This window comes from Duganella vulcania (assembly GCF_009857655.1).
In the GTDB taxonomy this organism is placed as follows: Bacteria; Pseudomonadota; Gammaproteobacteria; order Burkholderiales; family Burkholderiaceae_D; genus Rugamonas; species Rugamonas vulcania.
In genome coordinates this window covers 166,729-191,791 of the sequence record NZ_WWCX01000002.1, presented here as the reverse complement: position 1 = coordinate 191,791, position 25,063 = coordinate 166,729, and the positions used below count along the sequence as shown (strand labels likewise).

The 25,063-nt window shown below is 64.0% G+C and carries 16 protein-coding genes; 7 read left to right on the top strand and 9 right to left on the bottom strand.

What is annotated here, in order from left to right; genetic code table 11:
• Window positions 1-3 precede the first annotated feature (3 nt).
• The 6 genes from GTP90_RS03875 to GTP90_RS03850 form a co-directional block, all read right to left on the bottom strand.
• Complete coding sequence (locus GTP90_RS03875; protein WP_161082248.1) at window positions 4-1,539, bottom strand: histidine-type phosphatase; 1,536 nt, start codon at window positions 1,537-1,539, stop codon at window positions 4-6.
• Window positions 1,540-1,542: 3 nt separating this feature from the next.
• Window positions 1,543-3,618 (bottom strand): TonB-dependent siderophore receptor, encoded by a 2,076-nt coding sequence (locus GTP90_RS03870; protein WP_254451716.1) that lies wholly within the window; start codon window positions 3,616-3,618, stop codon window positions 1,543-1,545.
• Between the two features lie 126 nt (window positions 3,619-3,744).
• Window positions 3,745-4,653, bottom strand: coding sequence for a carbohydrate kinase family protein (locus GTP90_RS03865; RefSeq protein ID WP_161082246.1), 909 nt, complete (start codon window positions 4,651-4,653; stop codon window positions 3,745-3,747).
• Window position 4,654: 1 nt separating this feature from the next.
• Window positions 4,655-5,863 (bottom strand): AGE family epimerase/isomerase, encoded by a 1,209-nt coding sequence (locus tag GTP90_RS03860; protein ID WP_161082245.1) that lies wholly within the window; start codon window positions 5,861-5,863, stop codon window positions 4,655-4,657.
• A gap of 136 nt (window positions 5,864-5,999) precedes the next feature.
• A complete protein-coding gene (locus GTP90_RS03855; protein ID WP_161082244.1) occupies window positions 6,000-7,022 on the bottom strand; it encodes a LacI family DNA-binding transcriptional regulator in 1,023 nt (340 codons plus the stop codon).
• Between the two features lie 129 nt (window positions 7,023-7,151).
• Window positions 7,152-7,304: a hypothetical protein gene (locus tag GTP90_RS03850; protein ID WP_161082243.1), complete on the bottom strand. Its 153-nt coding sequence runs from the start codon at window positions 7,302-7,304 to the stop codon at window positions 7,152-7,154.
• A gap of 34 nt (window positions 7,305-7,338) precedes the next feature.
• Between GTP90_RS03850 and GTP90_RS03845 the strand changes: the two genes are divergently transcribed.
• From GTP90_RS03845 to axe2C, 5 genes are read left to right on the top strand one after another with little or no spacing between them, the layout of a single operon-like run.
• Complete coding sequence (locus GTP90_RS03845) at window positions 7,339-8,613, top strand: sugar MFS transporter (protein ID WP_371875015.1); 1,275 nt, start codon at window positions 7,339-7,341, stop codon at window positions 8,611-8,613.
• 12 nt (window positions 8,614-8,625) lie between these two features.
• Entirely contained in the window at window positions 8,626-10,908 is a 2,283-nt protein-coding gene (locus GTP90_RS03840) for a beta-glucosidase family protein (RefSeq protein ID WP_161082242.1), read from the top strand.
• A gap of 21 nt (window positions 10,909-10,929) precedes the next feature.
• Complete coding sequence (locus tag GTP90_RS03835; RefSeq protein ID WP_254451715.1) at window positions 10,930-12,264, top strand: glycoside hydrolase 5 family protein; 1,335 nt, start codon at window positions 10,930-10,932, stop codon at window positions 12,262-12,264.
• A gap of 11 nt (window positions 12,265-12,275) precedes the next feature.
• Complete coding sequence (locus tag GTP90_RS03830) at window positions 12,276-13,478, top strand: glycoside hydrolase family 27 protein (protein ID WP_161082241.1); 1,203 nt, start codon at window positions 12,276-12,278, stop codon at window positions 13,476-13,478.
• A complete protein-coding gene (gene axe2C / locus GTP90_RS03825) occupies window positions 13,475-18,598 on the top strand; it encodes a bifunctional acetylxylan esterase/glucomannan deacetylase AxeC2 (RefSeq protein ID WP_217431936.1) in 5,124 nt (1,707 codons plus the stop codon). Before GTP90_RS03830 ends, axe2C begins: the two co-directional genes overlap by 4 nt.
• On the opposite strand, the gene GTP90_RS03815 is transcribed toward axe2C, so the two are convergent.
• Both GTP90_RS03815 and GTP90_RS03810 read right to left on the bottom strand, forming a co-directional pair.
• Window positions 18,585-19,268, bottom strand: a complete 684-nt coding sequence (locus GTP90_RS03815) for an LrgB family protein (protein WP_161082240.1) — start codon at window positions 19,266-19,268, stop codon at window positions 18,585-18,587. The genes axe2C and GTP90_RS03815 overlap by 14 nt on opposite strands.
• A complete protein-coding gene (locus tag GTP90_RS03810) occupies window positions 19,265-19,672 on the bottom strand; it encodes a CidA/LrgA family protein (RefSeq protein WP_161082239.1) in 408 nt (135 codons plus the stop codon). Before GTP90_RS03810 ends, GTP90_RS03815 begins: the two co-directional genes overlap by 4 nt.
• A gap of 77 nt (window positions 19,673-19,749) precedes the next feature.
• Here GTP90_RS03810 and GTP90_RS03805 point away from each other — a divergent pair, with 77 nt between their 5' ends.
• Window positions 19,750-20,637 (top strand): LysR substrate-binding domain-containing protein, encoded by an 888-nt coding sequence (locus GTP90_RS03805; protein ID WP_161082238.1) that lies wholly within the window; start codon window positions 19,750-19,752, stop codon window positions 20,635-20,637.
• Here GTP90_RS03805 and GTP90_RS03800 read toward each other — a convergent pair.
• On the bottom strand, window positions 20,634-23,294 hold the full coding sequence (locus tag GTP90_RS03800) for a TonB-dependent receptor (RefSeq protein WP_254451714.1): 2,661 nt from the start codon (window positions 23,292-23,294) through the stop codon (window positions 20,634-20,636). The genes GTP90_RS03805 and GTP90_RS03800 overlap by 4 nt on opposite strands.
• A 511-nt stretch (window positions 23,295-23,805) precedes the next feature.
• Between GTP90_RS03800 and GTP90_RS03795 the strand changes: the two genes are divergently transcribed.
• On the top strand, window positions 23,806-25,056 hold the full coding sequence (locus GTP90_RS03795; RefSeq protein ID WP_161082236.1) for an ABC transporter substrate-binding protein: 1,251 nt from the start codon (window positions 23,806-23,808) through the stop codon (window positions 25,054-25,056).
• The last annotated feature ends 7 nt before the right edge of the window (window positions 25,057-25,063 follow it).

The window sequence follows — 25,063 nt, the reverse complement described above, 5'->3', positions numbered from 1 at the left end:
GTACTAATTCGGGAAGTAACAGGCGCGCAGGCGGGCGTAGTCGTAGAAATGGCTGGCCGGGGTCAGCTTCGCCTGATCGCATGTGCGCTTGAAGTCCGCTTCCTTCTCGTTGTACAGCATGCGGACCAGCGTGCGGCCCTCGTCGTTGACGTAGACATCCCATTGGATGTTGGCGGCCATCGGCGCGACCGTTTCGCCGCGCCAGTTGCTGTTGCTGTAGCTGTAGGTCGCCGCGCGCGGCAGCGGTTCGGACATGCCGGGCAGGCCGAGGATGGCCGCCATCGGGATGACGATTTCCGCGTGGCTGAAACGCAGCTTGGCGGCATGCGACAGGTCGCCTTTGGCGATGGCGTCCACTTCACTGAAAAAATCGTCAAACAGCGTTTGCGCCATGCGGTAATTGACGCCGTTATTTTCGCTGATGCCGGGGCCCTTGGCGTAGAAGGCGATGGCGTCCTCTGTGGCAGCGAACACCGCGGCCTGCGGTGCCGGCATGTAGCGGGTGAAGTCGGCTTTCAGTTCGTTCTTCATATCGGCCGCCGCCGAGTACAGGTCGTAAAGCGCCTGCGCCGCGTCGATGGCGGACTTGATCTCGGTGTCGCCGTCGCCGGTCAGCTTGTTGGTGAACTGCTTGTCGGCGCTGGTGTAGCTGTAGGTGCCGGTGTTGGCCGCGCTGTGGCGGCCCTGATCCAGCCCGGCGACGAAGGCCGGCGTGAACAGGCGCTCCAGCACCGCCTTGGCGGCCGCCGCAACCTGCGGCTGCGCCAGGATGGCGGCTTCACGCGCTCGCAGCTCGTCGCTCCGGATCCATGCCTGGTATTCCTGGCTGGCCTGCCAGGCGGCGTGCAGCGGATCGCCGCTGTCGACCACCGCATCCTGCTTGGCGCCGAGTTTGTGGAAGTAGAGCAGGTAGCGGTCGGTGCCCGCAGGGCGGCTTTCGTGATTCATTTCCGCGCGCGGCGCCAGCGACGGTGGACGCACGATCAGCGCCTGCAGCGTGGGTTGCTGCGCCACCAGCGAGCCGGCGAAGTACTCGCCGCTGTCGACCGCGCGGTCCTTGCCGGAGGTGACGAGCAGGATGCGGCGCTGCGCAGTTACGGCGTCATTGAACAGTTGCGGCAAGCGGCGAACCATGCGCTCCGCCAGCTGCTTGTGCTCCGTCACGCCCTGCATGGTCTCGTTGCCGTAGCCTGGCTTGGTGATGCCGGCCACGCCGTAGCCCAGCAGCGCATTGGCCTTCATCATTTGCAGCAGGTCGTCGCCCAGCTGCGCGCCCAGCGGCGTCAGCGCCTTCTCCTTTTCCGCCAGCTGCCAAAGTTTGTACAGCGCCAGGTCTGTCTTCATGCTGCTCAAGCCGCGTGACCCGTGCCGCGCCAGCAGCTGGGTGTAGACCGCGCGGTAGCCTTGCGGCGGCGCCTCGTAGCTGGCGCTGGCCTGCTGCGGTTGATACGGCGTCTTGGTCTGGTAATACTGCTCGCCGGACGCGTTCAACAGCAACAGGGACAGGGCGGCGCCGGCCGCGAGGCGTGGTGGTTTCATATTTTAGAAGTCTACGCGAACATTCACGCTGGCGGTGCGCGGCGAGCCGACGTTCAGGTAGTTCTCCTGGTAGTAGGTCCAGTATTTGCGGTTGGCGATGTTGGAGATGTTGGCGCGCACGCTGACCATCTTGCCGAAGTAGCGGTGACGGTAGTTGAAGCCTGCGTCGAACAGCGTATAGGCCGGCAGCGTGTTGACGTTGGCGGCATCCATCGGCAGCTCACCCAGGTACTGCGTGCCGGCGTGCAGCGCCAGGCCAGGCAGCACGTCGCGCCAGGTCGCCTGCACCGACACCTGGCGGCGCGGGGCGCCCACGGCGCGCTTGCCGCTGTAGCCCGGCGCGGCGTTTTCCAGCGTCGCGTCGAGCAGCATCAGGCCACCCTCGATCGACAGGTTCTTCGTCGCCTGCACCACGGTGTTGAATTCCACGCCCTGGTACTTGGTTTCGCCGTCTTCCACGAAGACGTTGGCGCCATTGGTGTACTGCGCGCCGCGCTTGATGTGGAACAGTGCCGCGCTGGCGTTCCAGAAACTGCGCTCCGTCTTGATGCCGACTTCGGCCTGCTTGCTTTTGAGCGGAGCGAAGGTCTGGTTGGCGTTGACGGTGGACGTCGGCGCGCTGGAGGCCTGCTCCATCGCCTCGACGTAGCTGCCGTAGACGGTGGTGTCGGCGGCCGGCTTGTACATCAGGGCCACGGTTGGCGTGGTGCGCTGCGCAGGATAGTTGGCCGTGACCACGCCCTTGGTGGAGTAGGCGTTGTCGTTGTAGCGCGTGTAGCGGGCGCCGGCCAGCACCGACCAGTTGTCGGTCAGCTTGACGGTGTCGCTGGCGAAGGCGGCTTCCTGGCGGGTGGCTTCATCGCGGTAGGTGCCGCCGCTCCAGTTGATGCTGCCGACGTTGATGATGTTGGGCGCGTACAGGTTGCCGGTACCCAGATAGGTCTTCGGCGTGACCGCCGAGGAGGTCGACGACAGGTTTTGCGAGCTCACACCGGCGACGATTTCATGCGCCAGGCCGAAGGCGTTGACCTTGCCTTCAAAGCTGGCCTGCGCCTGGTCGAAGTGGTAGCCGTGCAGTTCGGAGGTGACGCGGTCCTTGTAGTCCGCCTTGTTGCTGGTGATGTAGTACTGGTCCTTCTTGTAGACGCGGGTCGAACTGGAGGTGCGGTACGACAGGTTCGCCACCCATTCTGGGCTCATGCGGTATTCCATGCCGACGGTGGACAGCGAGTATTCGACATCGCTGCCCGCACCTATGCTATTAAGTTTGGTGTCGCCGGCGACCGGCTTCGGCACCACGTACAGCGGCGAGATCACCACGTCGGTGCCGCCCACGCTCTTGCGGCGCTGGTAGATCGCGTCGTAGGTCAGCGCCACGTCGTTGGAGACGCGCCATTCCAGGTTCAGGCCTGCCGCATTGCGCTTGATCGAGCCGCTTTCCTCCTGCACGCCGCCGTCTTCGTGCAGCAGGTTCAGACGGTAGCCGAAGCCGCCTTCTTCGCCCAGGCGGCCGCCGGTGTCGATATGTTCCTTGATCGCGCCGCCTTCCTGGTAGCCCATAGCCGCGCTGAAGCTCTTGTCGGTGGTCGGGCGCTTGCTGACGTAGTTGACGATGCCGCCCGGCGAACCGAAGCCGTACATAAAGCCGGTCAGGCCCTTGAGCACTTCCACGCTCTCGAACATCTCCAGCGGCATTTCGGTGCCGCGGTTGATGTTGGCCAGGCCATTGATCTTGTAGCCGTTCAGGTCATCGAGGCGCAGGCCGCGCATCTGGATGGTGGCAGGGTGAGTGCTGATCGGTGGGCTGATGGCGGTGACCGAGGCGTCGTACTTCAGCACTTCGGAGATGCTGGTGGCCAGGCGGTCTTCGATCTCGTCGCTGCTGACAGCCTTGGTGGAGAAGGGCGTATCCAGTTCCGACTTGCGTCCCAGGGCGCCGCCGCTGACGCTGTCGCCAAGCTTCTTCTTTTCCACCGTCGCTTTGATGACGACCTTGGACAGCGCGCCTTCGCCGTCTTCAGCGGCGAAGGCCGCTCCGTGCAAGGCGCACAGGCCGGCGGCCGCGAGGGCCAGGTGCAAACGGGATTTAGCGAAAGGAGTAGTCGGGCGCATAAGGACCTAAAGAAGAGGGACAATATAAAGCCCGCTATCTTATCGATCGTGTATGACACCCGTATGACGCCCGTATGACGGCGCGGCCGTCTTTTACGTGAGCAGCGCCTCGATCTGCGTCAGCGACGGCGGCGATGCGCCCGGCGCCAGGCAAGCGGCGGCGCCTGCGGCCACGGCGAAGCCCAGATGCTGCAAGGGCTGCTGCTCCGGGCGATGCATCATGCTCCACGCCAGCGCGGCGATGCTGGCATCGCCGGCGCCGACGGTGTCGACCACGGTGATCGGCGGCGCGGCCATGTGCCATGCCTCGTCGCCGATGTGCAGCGATGCGCCGGCCGAGCCCTTGGTGTACAGGTAGGTGGCGCTTGGGTTCCAGCTTCGCAGCGTGGCGAAGGCGCCGTCGATATCGGCGGTGCGGAACAGGCCCTCCAGGTCTTCCTCCGACACCTTGACCACGTCGGCCAGCTCGGTCATGCGGCGCAGCGTGGCGTCGTAGCGCTGGTCCATCAGCAGCCGGTAGTTGGGGTCGTAGCTGATGCGCACGCCGTCCTGCTTGAGCTGACCGGCCAGCGCCACCAGTTTGTCCGCCAGCGGCTGGCGCGCCAGGCTGATGCCGCCGAAGTGTACCCACTTGCAGTGCGCGCGCCAGTCCCGCGGCAGGGCCGCGGCGTCGAACTGCAGGTCGGCGCTGTCGTCGCCGACGAAGAAGTAGGCCGGCGGGTCGGTGCGGTGCACGATGGCCAGCAGCGGCGAATTGTCGTAGCGCTGGATAAAGCGCAGGTCCAGCCGCGCGGCCTCGCTGGCCTGCCACAGCGCGTCGCCGAACACGTCGCGGCTGATGGCGCCGGCGAAGGCGGTCGGCACGTCCAGGCGGGCCATGGTGCGCGCCACGTTCCAGGTCGAGCCGCCCACCTGGCTAAGCCAGTGCTGCCGCGCCGGGTCCTGCACGATCATGTCGGTCAGCGCTTCGCCCGCCGCCACGAATAATGGAAAGGCCGCCATCTCAATCCTTCAAAACGTTGAGCACTTCATAGCAGGCGCCCATGGTGTGATAGTCCACTTTGCCGGCCGGGCTTTTCTCATCGGTCAGTTTGCCGTTGTCGGCGCCCAGGATACGATACCACGCACCATGCTGGTGATCGACGAAATGCTCCCAGCTGTAGGCCCAGATCTTGTCGTACCAGGTCCAGTAGCGCGATTCGCCTGTGCGTGCCGCCAGCAGCGCGGCGGTGGCCAGGCTCTCCGCCTGTACCCAGAAGTATTTGAGATCGTCGCAGATGCTGCCGTCCGGCGCGAAGCCGTAGTAGATGCCGCCGTGCTCATGGTCCCAGGCCTTGGCCAGCGCCGCGTCGAACAGTTCGACGGCGCGCGGCAGCAGCCAGTTGCTTCCGCCTTCGAGCTGTTCGCCGTGGCGCTCCAGCAGCAGCAACAGCTTGGCCCATTCGGTCAGGTGGCCAGGCTGATAACCCCATGGACGGAAGATATTGCTCTTGTCATGGCGGTTGTATTCGGTGTCGACCGACCAGTCGGCGTGGTAGTGCTCCCAAATCAGGTTGTCGGCCAGCGCGGCCTGGCGTTGCGTGATGTTGCGCGCCAGTGTTTCGGCGCGCAGCAGGTAGGCGCGTTCCCCGGTTGCTTCGAAGGCGGCGATCAGCGCTTCGCAGGCGTGCATGTTGGCGTTCTGGCCGCGATAGGGATCGAGGTAGCTCCAGTCGGAGCTGGCTTCGTCGGCATACAGGCCGTAAGCGGATTGCCAGAAGCGGCGCTCCATCAGCGCGAAGGTCTCGCCTATCCATTCGCGGGCCTGGGTCTCGCCGGCCATCAGCGCATGGCTGTAGGCCAGCAGCACGAAGGCCAGGCCGTAGCAATGGTTGGTGCCATCGGTGACGGTGCCCGCGCCGTTGTTCCAATCCAGCTGCCAGGCGTAGCCGCCGGTTTCGGTGTTGCGGTGAGCCTTGCGCAGGAAGTCCAGGCCGTGGCGCAGGCGCTGCTGGTCCGCCGCCTCGCCGAACTGGCGCCACGCCATCGCGTAGGTGAACACGAAGCGCGTGCTGCTGACCAGGTGGCGGGTGCGGGCGTCGTAGACCGTGCCGTCGTCCTTGTAGAAGTGATAGAAGCCGCCGCTGGCATCCACGCAACGGTCATCGTAGAAGTGCTTGGTGTGGCGTATGTGGTTCAGCAGCGTCGAGCGGGATTGAAAATCTGGCACCATCGTCAGGTCCGTGTTTGGGTTGGAAAGCGGGCCGTCTTTATATGGCAGGCCCCGTGGGTGTTTTCAGGCGCGCAGCAGTCCCCCCGTTCGGCTCTTGCGAACCGAACGTCCTGCGGCGTAACCTGGATTGCAAAGTCTATTTCTGTATGCGCCAGCCGTCGAATACTGTGCTGGCGCGGACGACCAGCTCCACCGGAGCGATCTTCTCAACCGGTTCTTCCTGCTGCCCGCTGAGCAGCAGCTCCACACCCAGGGCGCCAAGCGCTTTTTTATCGATGCGCAGCGTCGTCAGCGGACGGTGTCCCAACACGGCGGTAGCGATGTCGTCGAAGCCGACGATCGCGATATCGTGCGGGACCTTCAAACCCTTGGCCAGGCAGCAGCGCATGGCCACCAGTGCGGCGCTGTCGTTGTAGCAGAATACGGCGTCGGGCGGATGGGGCAGGGACAGCAGCTGCTCCATCGCTTCCCAGGCCCCGGTTTCAAGATCGACGCCGTCCGGCAGGCCAGCTTCCAGCCGGGGATCGGCCAGGATCCCCTCCTCGAACAGCGCCTGCCGGTAGCCGCGCGCGCGTTCGCGGATGCTGTAGTGCGACAGCGGACCGGAAATGAAGCCCACGCGCGTGCGGCCGGTGTCGATCAGATGTTTCGTGGCCAGGTAGCCGCCCATCATATTGTCCGGGTTGACCGAGCTGTAGCCGCGCAGCTTCATATCGATCAGCACCAGCTGCTTGCCGGTCGAGCGTAGCGCGCTCAATGTCTCCGGCTCGAAGAAACCGGCGCAGACGATACCGTCCGGCGCATGCATGCGTATCTGGTCGATTAAGCCGTCCGCCGGACCGACCGCCATGAAGGACAGCACAATGCCTTGCTTGCGGCAAGCTTCTTCCGCGCCGTGCAGCACCGGCGAGTAGAACGGGCTGCTCGATGCCGTGTTGTGCTGGCGGTGCAGCAGGAACGTCAGGCGGCGCAGGCGTTTCGGCCGCAACTTGCAAAAGTCGTAGCCCAGTTCCCGTGCCGCTTCCAGCACCATCTGGCGGGTCGCTTCGGTTAAACCAGGTTCATTTTTCAGCGCTCGCGAGATGGTCCCCGTGGACACCCCGGCGACACGGGCGATATCCCGTATCGTCACTCCGGCGACATTCGTGGCATTGCCCATCTAACCTCCAAGTATCTCTATGATGCTGCTCGCGGCTGGGGGCCATCGGCAGGATTCTGTGTGAACGCAGTCTTGCATAAGCATCTACGCGCGGTCAAACGGCATGCAGACTTTGACCAAAAGTTTAGCTCAATTTACTAAACATGCCAGTTTTAGCCCTTCGGCGCTTGGCAGCGGTGGCGTGCCACCTATATCGCCATGTTTAGTGAGGATGGCTAAACTGGGGCCGAATTTCGCGGGATGTTTGACCACCGGACGGCGCGCATGCAGAATCTTTTTCATTAATATAAAAACCATCCATACAGGAGACAGACTTATGGAACACGTTGCATCGGCAGCCATGCGTACCCGCGGCCAAACGGATCAGGCGGGGCAGGGCAACACCGTCCCGCTGATCATCATCACGCTGCTGTTCTTCATGTGGGGGCTTCTAACGTCGCTGAACGACGTGCTGATACCCCACCTGAAATCGATTTATACCCTTAATTATGTCCAGGCGATGCTGGTGCAGTTCTGCTTCTTCGGCGCCTACTTCATCGTCTCGCTGCCGGCCGGCATGCTGATCAAGCGTATCGGCTACCAGCGCGGCGCGGTCAGCGGCCTGGTACTGGCGGCCGGCGGCTGCGCGCTGTTCTACCCCGCGTCGATGAACGGCTATGCGCTGTTCCTGCTGGCCTTCTTCGTGCTGGCCAGCGGCATCACCATCCTGCAGGTGGCGGCCAATCCGTATGTGACGGTGCTGGGTGCGCCGGCCACCGCGTCGAGCCGGCTGACGCTGACGCAGGCCTTCAATTCGCTGGGCACCACCATCGCGCCTACGCTGGGCGGCATCCTGATCCTGTCCGAAGGCGCGCCCGCCTTGGCCAACCTGGTCAAGACCAAGGCCGAGGAAGCCGCCGCCGTGCAGATGCCATACCTGGTGCTGGCCGCCGCGTTGCTGGCGTTGGCTATCCTGTTTGCGCTGGTGCGCCTGCCGAAAATGACTCACGCGGAAGAGGAGGGGGGCGTCATCTCCACCGTCGAGAAGTCGGTGCTGGCACACCGCCACCTGGTGCTGGGCGCGATCGGCATCTTCCTGTACGTGGGTGGTGAAGTCAGCATCGGCAGCTTCCTGATTAACTTCCTTGGCGAGGCCAATGTCGCCAGCCTGCCTGCGGGCGCCGCCGCGCACTACGTCAGCTACTACTGGGGTGGCGCCATGGTTGGCCGTTTCGTCGGCTTCGCCGTGATGCGCTACGTTAGTCCGGGCAAGGCGTTGGCGTTCAACTCGGCGGCCTCCATCGCACTGATCCTGATGGCCATCTTCGGCAGCGGCGCGGTCGCCATGTGGGCCATCATCGCGGTTGGCCTGTTCAACTCCATCATGTTCCCTACCATCTTCAGCATGGCGCTGCACAAACTGGGCAAGCAGACCGGCCAGGGCTCCGGCATCCTGTGCATGGCCATCGTCGGCGGCGCCGTGGTGCCCTTCGTACAGGGCCTGCTGGCCGATTCCATCGGACTGCAATGGTCGTTCTTCGTGCCGGCCGCCTGCTATACCTTCATTCTCTATTTCGGCGTGAAGTACGCCAGTATGTACTCCACCCGCTAAGAGAGGGAAATCATGCGTGCTGAATTGAATTTACGTCCGCTGGCGATTGCGCTGGCGGTTGCGATGGCGCTCGCCGCCGCAACGGTGATAGTCGTTGCCGTCGCCTTGCCGGCATATGCGGCCGAGGCCACGCCGCCGGTTCCGGTGGCCGAGCGCACGTGGATGGACACGTCGCTGGGCGCAGACCGGCGCGCCGAACTGGCGCTGAAGGCCATGACGCAGCAGGAGAAACTGAGCTGGGTGATGGGCTGGTTCGGCTCCGATTTCCGCGACAAGAAACGCAATCCCGCCGCGCTGCCTTTCTCGGCGGGCTATATTCCCGGTACGCCGCGCCTGGGCTTGCCGGCCCTGTTTGAAACCGACGCCGGTTTGGGCGTCGCCTCACAGGCCACCAAGACGCCGCGCGAGCGCACCTCGCTGCCATCCGGCCTGGCCACCGCCGCGACGTGGGACCGCAAGCTGGCCTACAACGGCGGCGCGATGATCGGCGCCGAGGCGCGCGCGTCCGGCTTCAACGTGATGCTGGCCGGCGGCGTGAACCTGCTGCGCGAGCCGCGCAACGGCCGCAATTTCGAATACGCCGGTGAAGATCCGCTGCTGGCCGCCACCATGGTGGCGCAGCAGATCAAGGGCATCCAGTCGAATCACGTGATCGCGACGATGAAGCACTTCGCCGTCAACGACCAGGAGACCGGCCGCTTCATCCTCGACAGCCGCATCGGCGACGCCGGAAACCGCATGTCCGACCTGCTGGCATTCCAGATGGTGCTGGAGCAGTCCGACCCCGGCTCCGTCATGTGCGCCTACAACCGGCTGAACGGCGCCTACGCCTGCGAGAGCGACTACCTGCTCAACCAGGTGCTGAAGAAGGACTGGGGCTACAAGGGCTACGTCATGTCCGACTGGGGCGCGGTGCACAGCACCGTGGCAGCCGCCAACAACGGCCTCGATCAGGAATCGGCGTGGGAGTTCGACAAGAGCGCTTACTTCGGCGTTGCGCTGGAGGAGGCGGTCGCCAACGGCCATGTGCCGCAGGCGCGTCTGGACAATATGGTGTTCCGCATCCTGCGCGCCATGTTCGACAAGGGCGTGGTCGATCATCCGGTGGCCGAAGGCGGGACGATCAACTTCGCCGCGCACGGCGTGGTCAGCCGCACCGGCGCCGAGGATGGCATGGTCCTGCTGAAGAATGCCGGCGGCGTGCTGCCGCTGAAGGCCGGTGCGAAGAAGATCGTCGTCATCGGCGCGCACGCGGACGTGGGCGTGCTGGCCGGCGGCGGATCTTCGCTGGTGTATCCGGTGGGCGGCAGCGCCGTCACCGGCATCGGGCCGGCCACCTGGCCCGGCCCGGTGGTCTACCATCCGTCGTCGCCGTTGAAGGCGATCCAGGCGCGCGCGCCGGGCGCCAGCGTGGTCTATCACGATGGCGTGGACGCCGCAGCCGCCGCCCGCGCGGCGGCCGATGCCGATGTGGTGCTGGTGTTCGCGCAGCAGTGGGTGGGCGAATCGGTGGATGCCGCCTCGCTGTCGCTGCCGGACAACCAGGATGCGCTGATCTCCGCCGTGGCCAAGGCCAATCCGAAGACGGTGGTGGTGCTGGAGACCGGCGGCCCTGTGCTGATGCCTTGGCTGGGCCAGAGCGCAGCCGTGGTGCAGGCGTGGTACGCAGGCACCAGCGGCGGCGAGGCCATCGCCCGCGTGCTGTTCGGCGAAGTGAATCCGTCGGGGAGGCTGCCTGCCACGTTCCCGGTATCGGCAAGCCAGTTGCCACGGCCGGTGCTCGATGGCGATCCGAAGGACGAGAGCAAGCGCTTCGACGTCAACTATCACGAAGGCGCGGCGGTAGGCTACAAGTGGTTCGACCTGAAAGGGTTGAAGCCGCTGTTCCCGTTCGGTCACGGCCTGTCGTACACGCAGTTCGCCTACTCCGGCCTGGCCGCCAGCCAGAAGGACGGCAAGCTGCAACTGCGCTTCAAGGTGACCAACACCGGCGCGGTGAAGGGCAAGGACGTGCCGCAGTTGTACGTCGCGCCGCAAGGAACCAAATGGGAAGCACCGAAACGGCTGGCCGGCTGGGACAAGGTCGAGCTGGCGCCGGGTGAAACCAGGGAAGTCAGCGTGAGCGTCGATCCGCGCCTGCTGGCGATGTTCGACAGCCGCTCCAAGACCTGGCGCGTCGCCAGGGGCGGCTACAAGGTTCTGCTGGCGCATGATGCGGCGGATACCGGAGCGGCCAGCATTACCGTGCAACTGCCGCAACGCATACTGGATATGGCCGGCAAGGCCGGCAAATAAACCAACCATACAAAGAGCGAAATGATGAGACAACTTTATAAATTCTGCGCGGCCGCCTTGATGTTAAGCGCTTGCGGTATTGTTAGCGCTATCGACGCCCACGGCGGCGGCAAGGCCGATTTCGTCAGCGTGAAAAAGACGCACTTCAGCCGCAAAGGCCAGGCCTACTACATCGTCGGCGCGAACTTCTGGTATGGCGGCTACCTCGGCGCGGCAAGCGGCGTTGGCGAACGTGCGCGCCTGCTGAAGGAGTTGGACAATATGCGCGCGCTGGGCATCAACAACTTGCGCGTGCTGGCGGTATCCGAGAAGACCGAGATGAAGAGCGCCGTTCGCCCAGCCACCACGGCGGCGCCGGGCCAGTACGACGAGGAACTGCTGGCTGGCCTGGACTTCCTGCTGGCCGAAGTGGCCAAGCGCGACATGACGGTGGTGCTTTACCTGAACAACTTCTGGCAATGGTCGGGCGGCATGACGCAGTACCTGAACTGGTTCGAGGGCACGCCGGCGCTGGACCCGAACGTCACCAACGACTATGACGATTTCATGAAAAAGACTGCCGGCTTCTATCGCAACGCCGCCGCGCAGGCCGAGTACCGGAATGTGATCGCGAAGATCGTCAAGCGCGTCAACACCATCACCGGCAAGCCGTATTCCGAGGATGCCAGCATCATGTCGTGGCAGCTGGCGAACGAGCCGCGTCCCGGCAGCGGCGCCGCGACGCCCGAGGAAAAGGCGGTCTACGTCAAATGGGTGGACGAGGTGGCAGGCTACATCCATAGCCTGGACAGGAACCATATGGTCAGCAGCGGCAGCGAGGGCCTGGCCGGCTCCGCGCAGGACGCACAGCTCTACCAGGATGCCCACCGCACCCACAACATCGATTACCTGACCTATCACCTGTGGCCGAAGAATTGGGGCTGGTTCGATTCGAAGGACCCAACCGGCAGCTGGGACGGCGCCATCGCCAAGAGCCGCGATTACCTGAACTCGCACATCGAGCTGGCGAAGAAGTTGAACAAGCCTATCGTGCTGGAGGAATTTGGCCTCGACCGCGACGGCCCTTCGTTCAGCGTCAAGGCCACCACCAAGATCCGCGACCGCTTCTACCGAGAGGTGTTCGACATCATCTACCGGCGCGCCAGCAAGGGCGATCCGATCGCAGGATTCAACTTCTGGGCCTGGGGCGGCGCCGGCCGCGCCGCCAATGCGGACTACTGGTGGAAGCCGGGGAATGACTTCGTCGGCGACCCGCCGCAGGAAGAGCAGGGCTTGTACTCGGTGTTCGACTCCGACGTCAGCTCACTATTACTGATCAAGGAATACGCCGACCGTCTGCACGCCATCAAACACTGAGGAGTCGCCGCATGAAACGCTTGTTGATCTTGTTGGCGATGGTGGTTTGCGCAAACGCCGGCGCACAGAAGTTCGAAGGGTTGGGCGCCACGCCGCAAATGGGCTGGAACAGCTGGAACACCTTTGCCTGCAATATCAACGAGCAGCTGATACGCGATACCGCCGACGCGATGGTCAAGCTGGGCCTGAAGGATGCGGGCTACGAGTACGTCAACATCGACGATTGCTGGCACGGCACGCGCGACAAGGACGGCGTGATCCATCCCAACCCGGAGCGCTTTCCGTCGGGGATCAAGGCGCTGGCGGATTATGTGCACAGCAAGGGGCTCAAGCTGGGCATCTATTCGGACGTGGGCGCCACCACCTGCGGCGGCCATCCCGGCAGCCGTGGGCACGAATACCAAGACGCGATCACCTACGCATCGTGGGGCATAGACTACGTCAAGTACGACTGGTGCGACAGCAAGGGCCTCAGCGCCGTCGGCGCCTACACCACCATGCGCGACGCGATCCGTAGTGCTGGCCGGCCGATGATGTTCAGCATGTGCGAATGGGGCGAAAGCAAACCGTGGGAATGGGCGGCGGACGTCGGCCACTCCTGGCGCACCACCGGCGATATCTATCCATGCTGGGACTGCGAGTTCAATCACGGCTCGTGGTCGCAGTTCGGCGTGCTGCGGATACTCGACAAGCAGGCGGGCCTGCGCAAGTTCGCGGGGCCGGGGCACTGGAACGATATGGACATGCTCGAAGTAGGCAACGGCATGAGCGAGGACGAGGACCGCGCACACTTCGCCATCTGGGCGATGATGGCGTCGCCGCTGATCATGGGGAACGATTTACGCAGCATGCCCGAGTCCACGCGCCGCATCCTGGCCAACAAGGACGTGATTGCGATCAGCCAGGACAAGCTGGGCGTGCAGGCGTTGAAGTATATGGACGGCGCCCAACTGGAATACTGGGCCAAGCCGCTGGCCGGCGGCGACTGGGCGGTGATGGTGCTCAATCGCGGCGAGCAGGCGGCGGCGATCAGCTACGACTGGAAGAAGCACGTCATAGGCGATGACCTGAGCAAGCGCGAGGCGGACTTCAGGAAGACCGTCTACAACTGGACCGAAATCTGGAGCGGAAAATCCGGCGACACCAGCAAGAAGCTTGAAAGCAAACTCGCGCCGCATAGCGTGCTGCTGTTACGCCTGAAGGTGCGCGGATGAATCGCAAGTTGATACTGTTGGCGGTGCTGGCGTGGACCGGCGCCCAGGCGGGCGACCATTGGGGCCCCTACAACGCGGAGTTCCCATCGGCCAGCGATGGCTTGCTGAAGAAGGTGACGCAGGGTGAAATCTTCACTTCGGCCCAATCGCAGCCGTTCAGCGTGAGTGGCTGGTTCAAGCCATCGGAAGCGGCGCCAGGCCGCACCTTGATGGCCGGCGTGACCGGCGCCCAGGCCGGCATTGGATGGTTTCTGTGCAGCGTGGACGGCAAGTTCGGCTTCTGCGGCTATGGCGTGGAAGTGGTTTCGCCGCTGACGCTTGCTACTGGCGAGTGGGTGTACCTGGCCGCCAGCTATGACGGCAGGACGATGACGCTGTACGCGAACGGCAGCGCCGTCGCGCAGCGCGACGCGGCACTGCCGGTATCCCGGCCGGGCGGCGGCAATGCGGTGGCGCAGATATCGCTGGCGCCGCGCAGCCGGGCCGGCGCCGGGTACGCGGGCCGCGTCGCGGGCTTCGTTATTGGCAGCGCGGTATTGGATCCGGAAGCGGTGCGTGTTGCGGCTGCGGCCCAGCCCAGCGAAGCGCTGATCAATTTCGAGACCGGCAGTCCGTCATGGCCCATCCAGGTCCGCCAGATGTACGGCCAGACCGCGCCGCAGGACCCATGGACGCTGCCGAAATCCGGATCGCCGTTGCAGGAACCGAAAGCCAAGCCGGCCTACAACGGCCCGGTGCTGGCGCAGGGCGGGCCCAATCTCTGGACCCTCAAGTCGTGGAAGCTGCAGGCGGCGCCGCAGGTGCGCGCCACGCCCGCGCAGATATCGTCGTCCGGTTTCGATGCCGCGGGCTGGTATCAAGCCACCACGCCCGGCACCGTGCTGACCACGCTGGTCGACCGTGGCGTCTATCCCGATCCCGATTATGGCCTGAACAACCTGGCGATACCCGAATCGCTGAACAAGCAGGATTACTGGTATCGCACGCCGTTCGAGCTGCCCGCCGCATTCAAGGCCGGGCAGCACCTGTTCGTCACCTTCAAGGGTGTGAACTACGAGGCGGAAGTGTGGATCAACGGCCGCAGGCTGGGTGCGATGAAGGGGGCCTTCGTGCGCGGCACCTTCGACATCAGCCCTTATCTGAAGATCAAGGGACAGAACGTCGTCGCCGTCAAGGTCTCGCCGCCACCGCACCCCGGCTTGCCGCAAGAGGAATCGATGACGGCCGGTGCGGGAGAGAACGGCGGCACGTTGGCGCAGGATGGCCCGACCTTCATCGCATCGGAAGGGTGGGACTGGATACCATCCGTCCGCGACCGCAATACCGGATTGTGGCAGGACGTGGAACTGCGCGCCACGCGCGAGTTGAAACTCGGCGATGCGCAAGTCATCACCGCGCTGCCCAAGGCCGACAACAGTGTGGCCGACGTCAGTATCGAGACAACCGTCACCAATCTGTCCAAGGCGCCGCTGCGGGCGACGGTGCGCGCCACCATCAGCCGGCGCGACGGCGGCATGAAGCCCATCCTGGTCAGCAAGAACGTGGCATTGGCGCCGGGCGAGCAAAGCGTGCGCTTCACGCGGGCTGATTTCGCCGCGCTCAGGCTTCAGCATCCGAAGCTGTGGTGGCCGAACGGCTACGGCGCGCCGGACCTGCATGACCTGAAGCTCGAAGTGCTGCAAGGCGCGCAGCTGTCGGACCAGGCCAGCAGCCGCTTCGGCGTGCGCGCAGTGACGTACGAACTGTCGCTGGTCGATCAAAGCGGGCACCTGCGCCGTGTGGAGGCGGACTTCACCAAGGGCCGCGAACTGGGCGTCCGCATCACCGACGCGCGCCACCAGGCGATCAAGAAGCTGTCCGACAATAATTGGGCCACCGGCTTGCGGCCCGAGGCAGAAGGCACGGCGGCGATCCGTCCGCTGGAAGAGACCACGCTCAGCCCCTTCCTGGTCATCAAGGTCAATGGCGTTCGCATCGCCGCGCGTGGCGGCAACTGGGGCACGGAGGACTGGCGCAAGCGCATTGAGCGTGAACGGCTGGAGCCTTACTTCCGCCTGCACCGCGATGCCCACGTCAACATCATCCGCAACTGGGTGGGGCAGAACACCGAGGACGCCTTCTTCGACCTGGCCGACGAATACGGCCTGATGGTGCTGAACGACTTCTGGGCCTCGACGCAGGACTACAACCTGGAGCCGCAGGATGTCAATCTGTTCGTCGACAACGCACGCGACGTGGTCAAACGCTATCGCAACCACCCGTCGGTGGTGCTGTGGTTTGGCCGTAACGAGGGCGTGCCGCAGCCGGTGCTGAACGAGGCGCTGGAGGCAATGATCTACCAGCTGGACGGCACGCGCTGGTACACCGGAAGCTCCAACCGCATCAACCTGCAGAACAGCGGCCCATACAACTACCAGGCGCCGGCCAGCTATTTCACCGAACACGCCAGAGGCTTCTCGGTGGAAGTGGGCACGCCGTCCTTCCCGACGGTGGAGGCGCTGCAGGCGGCTGTGCCGCCCACCGACCAGTGGCCGCTGGGCGACACCGTCAGCTATCACGACTGGCACCCGGACGGCAACGGCAGCATCAAGTCCTTCACGACGGCGATGGCGAACGAGTACGGCGCACCGGCCTCGCTGGCGGACTTCGAACGCAAGGCGCAGCTGCTCAACTACGAGAGCCACCGCGCCATCTTCGAGGGGATGAACGCCGGCTTGTGGCGCCAGAACAGCGGCCGCATGCTGTGGATGACGCAGCCGGCCTGGCCCAGCACCATGTGGCAGATCCTGAGCCATGACTACGACACGCACGGCGCCTATTATGGCGTGAAGAGCGCGGCCGAGCCGGTGCACGTGCAAATGAACCTGCCGGATTACCAGTTGATGGTGGTGAACAATCCCGCCACCGCGCTGGATGGCGCCACCTTGTCCTGGTTCGCGTGGACGGTGGATGGCAAGATGGTCGGCCATGGCGACCGGCCGGTGCGGGTGGCCGCCGTGTCCACGTCAGAGAGTATCGATGTCGGCATCGGCCCGCTGCTGGCCCAGCACAAGCTGATCGTACTGAAGCTGACACTGAAGGACGCCGGCGGCAACCAGCTGTCGCAGAACGTCTACTGGCCAAGCGCCGCGCCGGCCGATCAGCAGGAGCTGAACAAGCTGGCCTCCGTGCAGTTGGGCGTGTCCGCGCGCTGGGCCAAGTCGGCGCCGGACGGCGAGCGAAAATTGGATGTCACGCTCAGCAACCGCAACGCCGCGCCCGCGCTGGGCGGCAAGCTGACGTTATTCAACCCTGCTGGCGAGCGGATTTTGCCCGTCTATTACTCGGATAACTATCTGGGCCTGATGCCGGGCGAGGCGCGCACCGTCACCATCGCCTTCAAAGGGCAGGGCGACGTGCGGCTGGACCTGCGCGGCTGGAACGTGGCGCCCCAATCGCTGGCCATCGGCAGCGAAGCAGGCCTGACGGGCGACGGCAGCGCATGCGGCACCACGCCGGTTCCGCGCAAGGTGGAGTATTCGTGGATGACCGTGCAGCGCTGGCAGCAGATATTCCGCGACCAGACAGCGATTGCCGACGCGGGTGGCGTGGACCTGCTGTTCGTCGGCGACTCGATCACCGAGGGCTGGAACAAGGCGGTATGGAGCCAGTCTTTCGGCGCCTGGCATCCGGCCAACTTTGGCGTCGGCGGCGACCACACCGGCAACGTGCTGTGGCGCCTGGAGAACGGCCATGCGGACAAGCTGCACCCCAAGGTCGTGGTGCTGACGATAGGCGTGAACAATTTCTTCCATTGCAGCGCTACGCCGGGTGAGGTGTTCGACGGCGTACGGGCGGTGTTGGGAAAACTGCGCACGCTGTACCCCGATGCCCGCGTGCTGCTGAACGCCGTGCTGCCGCACGGCCAATCGGCCGGGAGCCCAAAGCGCGCGCGGGTCGCGGAGTTGAACCGCATGATCGCCAAACTGGATGATGGCCGCCATGTCTTTTTCCACGACTATGGCGTGCACTTCCTGCAATCGGATGGCGACATGTCGCCCGAGGTAATGGCGGACTTCCTGCATCCAACCGCCAAGGGTTACCAGATCTGGTCCGACGCGATGCTGCCGGACCTGCGCAAGTTGATGGGCGCCGAGCCGATAGCCGCGGCCGACCCGCATGTGGCGCTCATGGGCCGCGGCGAGATCCGCGAGGACGGTGCTGTGCGCTTCGGCTATCCCGGCGTGAGCTTCTTCCTGAACTTCCAGGGCACGCGCCTGGAAGCCGAGGCGGAAGCCAGCGGCGGCAACAGCTATCTGGACGTGATCGTCGACCATGGCGAAGCGCGCAAAGTCAGGTTGGCGCCGGGCCGGCAGACGTTGACGCTGGTGGAGGGCGCCAGCGCCGGCGCGCATGAGGTGGAAATCGTCAACCGTTCCGAAACCTGGCATGGCACCGCCGCGCTGCTGCGCTTCGAGACGGACGGCCAGTGGCAACCCGCGCCCGTGCTCCCGGATCGCAAGCTGCTGATGCTGGGCGATTCCGTCACCTGCGGTGAAGCCATCGACCGCGTTCCGGGAGCGAAGAAGGAGCCGTCGTGGTGGAACGCCCGCGCATCGTACGGCATGCTGATGGCGCGGCAGCTGCACGCGCAAGTGCAGCTGGTCTGCTATGGCGGACGTGGCCTGGTGCGCACATGGGACAACAAGACCGATGAACTGAACCTGGCCGACTACTATCAACTGACGATCGCTGACAAGGCGCATCCGGTACCGTGGGACCAGCGCGGCTATCGTCCGGACCTGATCATCAGCGCCATCGGCAACAACGACGTCAATCCCGGCATACCGGAGCGCGAGCCTTACGTACAAGCCTACGTGCGGCTGGTACAAATGCTGTTGCGGGATCACCCTCAAGCACAGATCGTGTTGACCGAAGGTGCCCTGCAGGCCGGCGAAAAGAAGGCCGCGCTAGTGGACTACCTGAACGAGACGGTACGCCGTACCGGCGACCGGCGCGTGCACTACATCGCATCGCAAGCTTATCCCGGCGATGCCACCGACGGCCATCCGACCAGGGAGCAGACGGCCAGCATGGCCAGCGACCTGCTGCCGCAGGTGCGCGCCATCATGCACTGGTAAGCACAGTCCCCAGCCACGGCGCCAGCAGCACCATCAGGATGCCGCTGAAGATCATGGTCAGGCTGGCGACGGCGCCTTCCTGTGGGCCTATCTGACGCGCGGTACTCAGCCCGAATCCGTGCGCCGCCGCGCCGAACGGCGCACCGCGCGCGATACGCATCCGCAGCGGCATCAGGCCAAGCAGCGCCTGTCCCAGCAGGATGCCGAACAATCCAGTGATGATGACGAATATCCCCGTCAGCTGCGCGGAGCCACCCAGATGGCGCGTCGCCTCCAGCGCAAATGGCGTGGACACCGACCGCGCCAGCAGGCTTTGCGCCATGCTGCCGTGCAGGCCAAGCAGGCGGTCCAGCAGCAGCGTGCTGCCCACCGAGGCGGCGATGCCCGCGCAGCTGCCCAGGCCCAGCGCCAGCCAATGCTGTTTCACCAGATCGCGGTATTGATAGATCGGCAGCGCAAAGGCCACCGTTGCGGGACCGAGCAGCCAAGGCAGCCAGCGCGTATCGCCGAAGTACTGCGGGAACGGCGTGGACGACAGCTCCACCACGGCGATCAGGATGGCGGACGTGGTGATGGCCGGTGTGAGCCAGAAGTAGCGGTAGCGCCGGTACAAGGCCTGGTTCGCATAGAACAGGCCGAGCGTCAGCAGCAGGAACAGCAGGGGTTTCATTCAGTTGCCCCCTTGCGCCGCAAGCGCAGGCGCCGCAGGCGGCGGCCGCGATCCAGCCGGCACACCCATTCGACAGTGAACGCGGTGGCCAGCAGCACGGCGATGAAGCCAAGGCCAATGGCGGCGAACAGCCGCAGGCCTTCGCTCTTCAGCAAGCCGGTGAACTGCACCACCGAAACCACCAGCGGAATGAAGAATAGCAGCATGTTCGACAGCAGCCAGTCCGCGCCATGTTCGACGGCGGCCGGGCGCACAACGCCGCTCAATAGCAGCGCGACCATCGCCAGCAGGCCGACGATGCCGCCGGAGAAGGGCAGCCCGAGCCAGGATGCCGCGCGGTCGGCGCCATACCAGGCGGCGATCAGCAACAGCACTTGCGCGACAGTGGAAAAGAGACGTTTCATGAGTCCATTCTAGGCCCGGCTGGTTAAAAGATAAAATGAATTAAAATTATAAAAATCATTCGAATATGGAATAGACGATGGACATCCGTTCGCTGCGTTATTTCGTCGCCGTGGTCGAGCAGCAGAGCTTCAGCCGCGCCGCCGAGCTGCTGCACGTGACCCAGCCCACCGTCAGCAAGATGGTGCAGCAGCTGGAGCAGTCGCTGAACCTGGTGCTGCTGGAGCGCGTCGGCAAGCGCTTCACGCTGACCGATGCCGGCGGCGTGGTGCTGCAGCGCGGCCGCGCGCTGCTGGCGATGCACGAGGAGATGGGCGTCGAGCTGGCGGACCTGCAGCAGCTGCGGCGCGGCGAGCTGCGCCTGGGCGTCACGCAGCATGCGCACGCGCTTCTGGCGCCACTGCTGGCTGCCTACCACCGGCGCCACCCGGACATCGAACTCAAACTGTTCGAAGGTGGCTCGCAGTCGATCGAACGGGATCTGCGCAACGGCACCCTGGAGATGGGCACCATGCTCGATTACCCGGCCAACGCCGGCATCTGGCAGGAGTTCGAAGGCTCGCAGCTGGTCCGCTCGCCCCTATGCCTGCTGGCGCCAGCCGATTCGGCCTGGCATGGACGGCGCCGCGTGGCGCTGCGTGAACTGGCCGACAGCGCGTTCATCTTCTACGGCGAATCGTTCGCGCTGAACGACATCGTGGAAGATGCCTGCCGGGGAGCCGGATTCAAGCCGCGCATCAGCGGCCGTAGCGGACAGTGGGAGTTCGTGGCGTCATTGGTGCGGCTGGGCGTGGGGATTACGCTGCTGCCCCAGGTGTTCTGCGACACGCTGCCGCGCGCGCAGTTCACGGTGGTGAGGCTGGAGGAGCCGGCGCTCGACTGGAAGCTGATGCTGGCCTGGCGGCGCGGCGGGCATCTTTCGTTCGCCGCGCGCGCCTGGCTGGACCTGGTCCGAAGTAAGACTTAGAAATTACCGCCGACGCGGACACCGAACATGCGCGGCTCGACGAAGGTGGCTCTCATGAAGCCGCCGTAGGTCGAATCGCCGCTGGTCTTCGCGTGGCTGTCCGAGATATTGCGGACATACAGCTCTGCGTGCCATTTGTCGTCCGGTGCTTCCAGCCGCACCGACGCATCACCCATCGCATACGCCTTCTGGTTGCGGCCAATGTGCGCGTAGTCCGAATTGAGCAGGTCGAAGTAAGCCTTGTCGCGCCAGTTCACCTTCACGTACGGGATCACCTTGTAGCCGTTCTCCAGGCCGAACTCCTGCGAGAAGCTGAGGTTGAACTGGTACTTCGGCGTATTCGGCAGGTGATTGCCCTCGATGTTGGCGAGACGGCGTCCCAGCAGCGCCTTGTCGGAACCGTTGTAGACGGCGGGGCAGGCCGGCAGGCCGAGCTCCGTCCTCACGTCGCACTGGTAGTCGTCGCTGTAGGAATTGAAGTTGTGGACACTGGTGTTGATGTAGGCGAAACCGCCGCCGACACGGCCGCCGCGCCATGGCTTGTAATCCCACTCCAGTTCCAGGCCCGGGATGTTCACCTTGCCCACGTTGATGGTGCGCCAGGTTTCATACACATCGCACTTCGGCTGGTCGGCGGGGCAGGGCAGGCCGTTGTCCGGGATGATCTGGTTGACGAAGTAGGTGCCGGTCAGCTGCATGCCCTTGTACTTCATGAAGAAGGCAGTGGCCGAAAGGCTCAGCGTATTGTCAAGGAACTTGCCCTTGAAGCCCAGCTCATAGTTGGTCACGGTCTCCGGATCGTAAGGCAGGAAGGTGACCACGCCCGGTTTGCCGTCCGCGCACTTGTGGTAGTTGCAGCTGTCGGTCTTGTCGGCGAAGCCGCCGGCCTTGTAGCCGGTCGATACCGACGCGTAGACCATCTTGTTGTTGTCCAGCTGCTTCTGCAGGCCGAGGCGCCACGTGACCTTTTTCCAGTCCTGCTTATGGTCGTTGGAGGTCGGCGCGCCGTACAGGTGATAGGCCGCGACGCTGCCGCCCATGCCCGGCGTGAGGTCGGTGCCGTCGTGGACGTGGAAGCCCGGCGTGCCTGGCGTGCCTTGCGAATACAGGCCGTTGTAGTAGGCCGTATCGCCGATCCAGTTGGCGCCATAGACTTCGCCGCCCTTATCCTGTTTGCTGTCAAGGCTGTAGCGGGCGCCGACGGTGGCGGTCCAGGTGGGGATGAACTTCCAGTCCGCCTGCGCAAACGCGGCCTTCGCATCGACCTGGCGGTTGGGCTGGTGATACAGCACGCTGCCCACATCGCCGTACGGCTTCTGGATGGTGTTGGTGATCTCGTAGTCGATGTTGTTCCGCTCGTGCATCCAGAACAAGCCGCCCACGTACTGCAAGTTACCCAGCTGCTGCTTCAACTGCGCCTCGTGCACGGTCGACAGGTAGCGCGAATCGAGCGTGCGGTGGTAGGAGTCGGTCAGCGGCCATGTGCCCCAGTTACCGCCGGCCATATTCGGATACTGGCCGTTGACCTGGAACGGCGCGGCGTTCTGCAGGCCCTTGTCGTCGTCGGTGATCTCGCTGCGGCGCTGGTCGGCCACCTGGAAGCTGTAGTCGAAGTTGGTGTGGTCGTTGATGTTCCAGTTGACGCCAGTGCGCAGCGTGCGGATCTTCATGTCGATGTGGCCCGGCACGTTGACGTTGATGTCCCATTTGCCCTGGTCCGTGCAGGCGTAGCGCGTGCCGGCGCCTGCGTCGCAGTCGCGGAAGGCGGCGCCGCCGGCGCTGGAATCCTGGAACTCCTCGTACGATGCCTTGGCGGTGACGTCCTTGTTCACTTTCAGCAGCGCGGAGACGCGGCCGGCCCACTCGTTCTGGTTGGTGTAGTACTCGCTCGGACCGACCGGGCGGTTGAAGCGCTGGTCCACGTCCGGTTTGCCGTTCGGGACCCAGCCCAGTGCCGGCGCGTTGGCCTCGGTCACATCGCGGGACTGGTTGGCGTAGCCGTCGCGCTTGACCTTCATGAACGTGGCGCGCAATGCCAGCGCGTCGTTGACGACGACGTTCTGCACCAGCGACAGCTGCTTCTTGTTGTAGTTGCCGAGGTCCAGATCGGCCTTGCCGTAGTTGCCGGTCCAATCGGGTTTGGCGGGGATGACGTTGATGCTGCCGCCGGTGGAGTTACGGCCGAACAGCGTGCCTTGCGGGCCGCGCAGCACCTCGACCTGATCGAGGTCGAACATCAGCGCCTGCGCGCCCTGTGGCCGTGGCGAGTACATGCCGTCGACGTGGAAGCCGACCGCCGGATCGCCGGTCTCGGTGAAGTTGGTCGAGGTGATGCCGCGGATGGTGATCTGCACCGCCGAATCGAGGCCGGTGTTTTCGATGACGACGTTGGGCATTTCGCCGCTCAAGTCGCGCAGGCTGGTGGCGCCTTTGCGGGTCAGCTGGTCCTGGCTCAGCGCGGTGACGGCGAGCGGGGTGCGCAGCAGCGAAGTCGAATACCGGGTCGCGGTCACTTTGACTTCGGGAATCTGGTCGGGATTGGTGATCACCGGCGCCGTGGCGGCAGCGGCGTCTCCTGGGGTGTTGTTAGCGCTATCATTCTGCGCATTTGCTGCGATGGTCATGAAGCCGCAGGCACTTGCCACGGCCAGGCTCATGAGAGTCCTCCTCGTTGGTTCAAGCATTTCATCTCCTTGTTGTCATTAATTGTGGGCGCTGGTTGCCGCGCCTTATGGTCAATGGATCGCCTTGAACCGAGGCGGCCGCGCTCGGAATGTAGCAATCTGACAATTCAGTATTGCACTCCAAAAAGTTGACGGTCAAACGAAACGAAAATCGGCGCGGCAGTTTATTTACCTTTACTAAACACGCGGCGCGGCGCGTGATCTGCCGTCTCGCAACAACAACAGTCCGGACTTTTCGTTAAGTTTTGTAAGTTTTCCTTGCGAATCCTTGCGGAACGCTGTCGCTGCTTCGCCGCATCCCCCCTGTCGCGTCCCCGTGGGCGGTAAGGAAACGTAACGCCGCGTTTCAATTGCCGAAATTAATGTGAATAAATTCAAAGGCTTAGGTCGGTGCTTCTCTCAGGCAACTCACTCGTCTGTCACAGAAAAGCCGATGCTAGAATAAATTCATCGTTGTAAATAAAGCCACGCAAAGGATTCAAATATGCAAGTACGCCGTATTGTTCGCCACGCCCTGTTGATCGCCATGTTTTCCGCCCAGGCCGCCCAGGCCGGCACTTTGGTAATCGAAAGTTGGCGCGTCGACGACAAGACGTTGTGGGAAAAAGTGCTGCTGCCGGCCTTCGAAAAAAACAATCCCGGCATCGAGGTCAAGTTCGCGCCGACCGCGCCGACCGAATACGACTCCAGCCTGGCCGCACGCCTGGCCGGCGGCACGGCGGGTGACCTGATCGCCTGCCGCCCGTTCGATGTGTCGCTGTCGCTGTACAAGAAGGGCCACCTCGATAAGCTGGACGGCAAGCCGGGCATGCAGAACTTCCCTGCGACGTCCACGGTGGCCTGGCAGACCGACGACGGCAAGGACACCTTCTGCATGCCGGTGGCTTCGGTGATCCACGGCTTTTTGTACAACAAGAAGATCTTCAAGAAGCTGAACCTGCAGCCGCCGAAGACGGTGGATGAATTCTTCGCCGTGCTGGAGGCGCTGAAGAAGGGCGGCGTGTCGCCGCTGGCGCTGGGCACGGCCGATCAATGGGAATCGAGCCAAATGGTTTATACCAATATCGGTCCCAATTTCTGGCGCGGCGAGGAAGGGCGCAAGGCGCTGATCGCCGGCAAAGCCAAATTGACCGACGCGCCTTTCGTGGAGGCGCTGCAGTTCGAGCAGCGGATGGGCACTTACCTGGGCAAGGGCGCCAGCGCGCAGACCTACGGCGACAGCCAGAACCAGTTCGCGCTGGGCCGCGCTGCGATCTACCCGACCGGCTCGTGGGACATCTCGTATTTCGCCCAGACGCCGGGCCTGGAGCTGGGCGCGTTTCCGCCGCCGGTGCGCAAGGCGGGCGATCCGTGCTTCATCTCCGACCACATGGACATCGGCATCGGCATCAACAAGAAGTCCCGCAACAAGGAGGACGCCTACAAATTCCTGGCCTGGGTGGGCTCGCAGGAATTCGCGGACATCTACACCAACCGCGTGACAGGTTTCTTCTCGCTGTCGAACCACCTGATCTCGGTGCGCGATCCGGTGGCCAAGCAAATGGCGGAATGGCGCGGCAGCTGCGCCTCCACCATCCGCTTCAACGCGCAGGTGCTCAATCGCGGACAGCCCAGCATGGAGAGCGAACTTTGGAACGTCAACGCCCAGGTATTGAACGGCAAGCTGGCGCCCAAGGACGCGGCGACAAAGCTTCAAAACGGTTTTGCGAAGTGGTACAAGCCACAGCAAAAGTAGTATCACA

What these genes read in the sequence shown, in the direction of transcription:
- GTP90_RS03875 (WP_161082248.1), bottom strand. Translation starts at nt 1,539, where the DNA reads ATGAAACCACCACGCCTCGCGGCCGGCGCCGCCCTGTCCCTGTTGCTG.
- GTP90_RS03865 (WP_161082246.1), bottom strand. Translation starts at nt 4,653, where the DNA reads ATGGCGGCCTTTCCATTATTCGTGGCGGCGGGCGAAGCGCTGACCGAC.
- GTP90_RS03860 (WP_161082245.1), bottom strand. Translation starts at nt 5,863, where the DNA reads ATGGTGCCAGATTTTCAATCCCGCTCGACGCTGCTGAACCACATACGC.
- GTP90_RS03855 (WP_161082244.1), bottom strand. Translation starts at nt 7,022, where the DNA reads ATGGGCAATGCCACGAATGTCGCCGGAGTGACGATACGGGATATCGCC.
- GTP90_RS03850 (WP_161082243.1), bottom strand. Translation starts at nt 7,304, where the DNA reads ATGAAAAAGATTCTGCATGCGCGCCGTCCGGTGGTCAAACATCCCGCG.
- GTP90_RS03845 (WP_371875015.1), top strand. Translation starts at nt 7,339, where the DNA reads ATGGAACACGTTGCATCGGCAGCCATGCGTACCCGCGGCCAAACGGAT.
- GTP90_RS03840 (WP_161082242.1), top strand. Translation starts at nt 8,626, where the DNA reads ATGCGTGCTGAATTGAATTTACGTCCGCTGGCGATTGCGCTGGCGGTT.
- GTP90_RS03835 (WP_254451715.1), top strand. Translation starts at nt 10,930, where the DNA reads ATGATGAGACAACTTTATAAATTCTGCGCGGCCGCCTTGATGTTAAGC.
- GTP90_RS03830 (WP_161082241.1), top strand. Translation starts at nt 12,276, where the DNA reads ATGAAACGCTTGTTGATCTTGTTGGCGATGGTGGTTTGCGCAAACGCC.
- axe2C (WP_217431936.1), top strand. Translation starts at nt 13,475, where the DNA reads ATGAATCGCAAGTTGATACTGTTGGCGGTGCTGGCGTGGACCGGCGCC.
- GTP90_RS03815 (WP_161082240.1), bottom strand. Translation starts at nt 19,268, where the DNA reads ATGAAACCCCTGCTGTTCCTGCTGCTGACGCTCGGCCTGTTCTATGCG.
- GTP90_RS03810 (WP_161082239.1), bottom strand. Translation starts at nt 19,672, where the DNA reads ATGAAACGTCTCTTTTCCACTGTCGCGCAAGTGCTGTTGCTGATCGCC.
- GTP90_RS03805 (WP_161082238.1), top strand. Translation starts at nt 19,750, where the DNA reads ATGGACATCCGTTCGCTGCGTTATTTCGTCGCCGTGGTCGAGCAGCAG.
- GTP90_RS03800 (WP_254451714.1), bottom strand. Translation starts at nt 23,294, where the DNA reads ATGAGCCTGGCCGTGGCAAGTGCCTGCGGCTTCATGACCATCGCAGCA.
- GTP90_RS03795 (WP_161082236.1), top strand. Translation starts at nt 23,806, where the DNA reads ATGCAAGTACGCCGTATTGTTCGCCACGCCCTGTTGATCGCCATGTTT.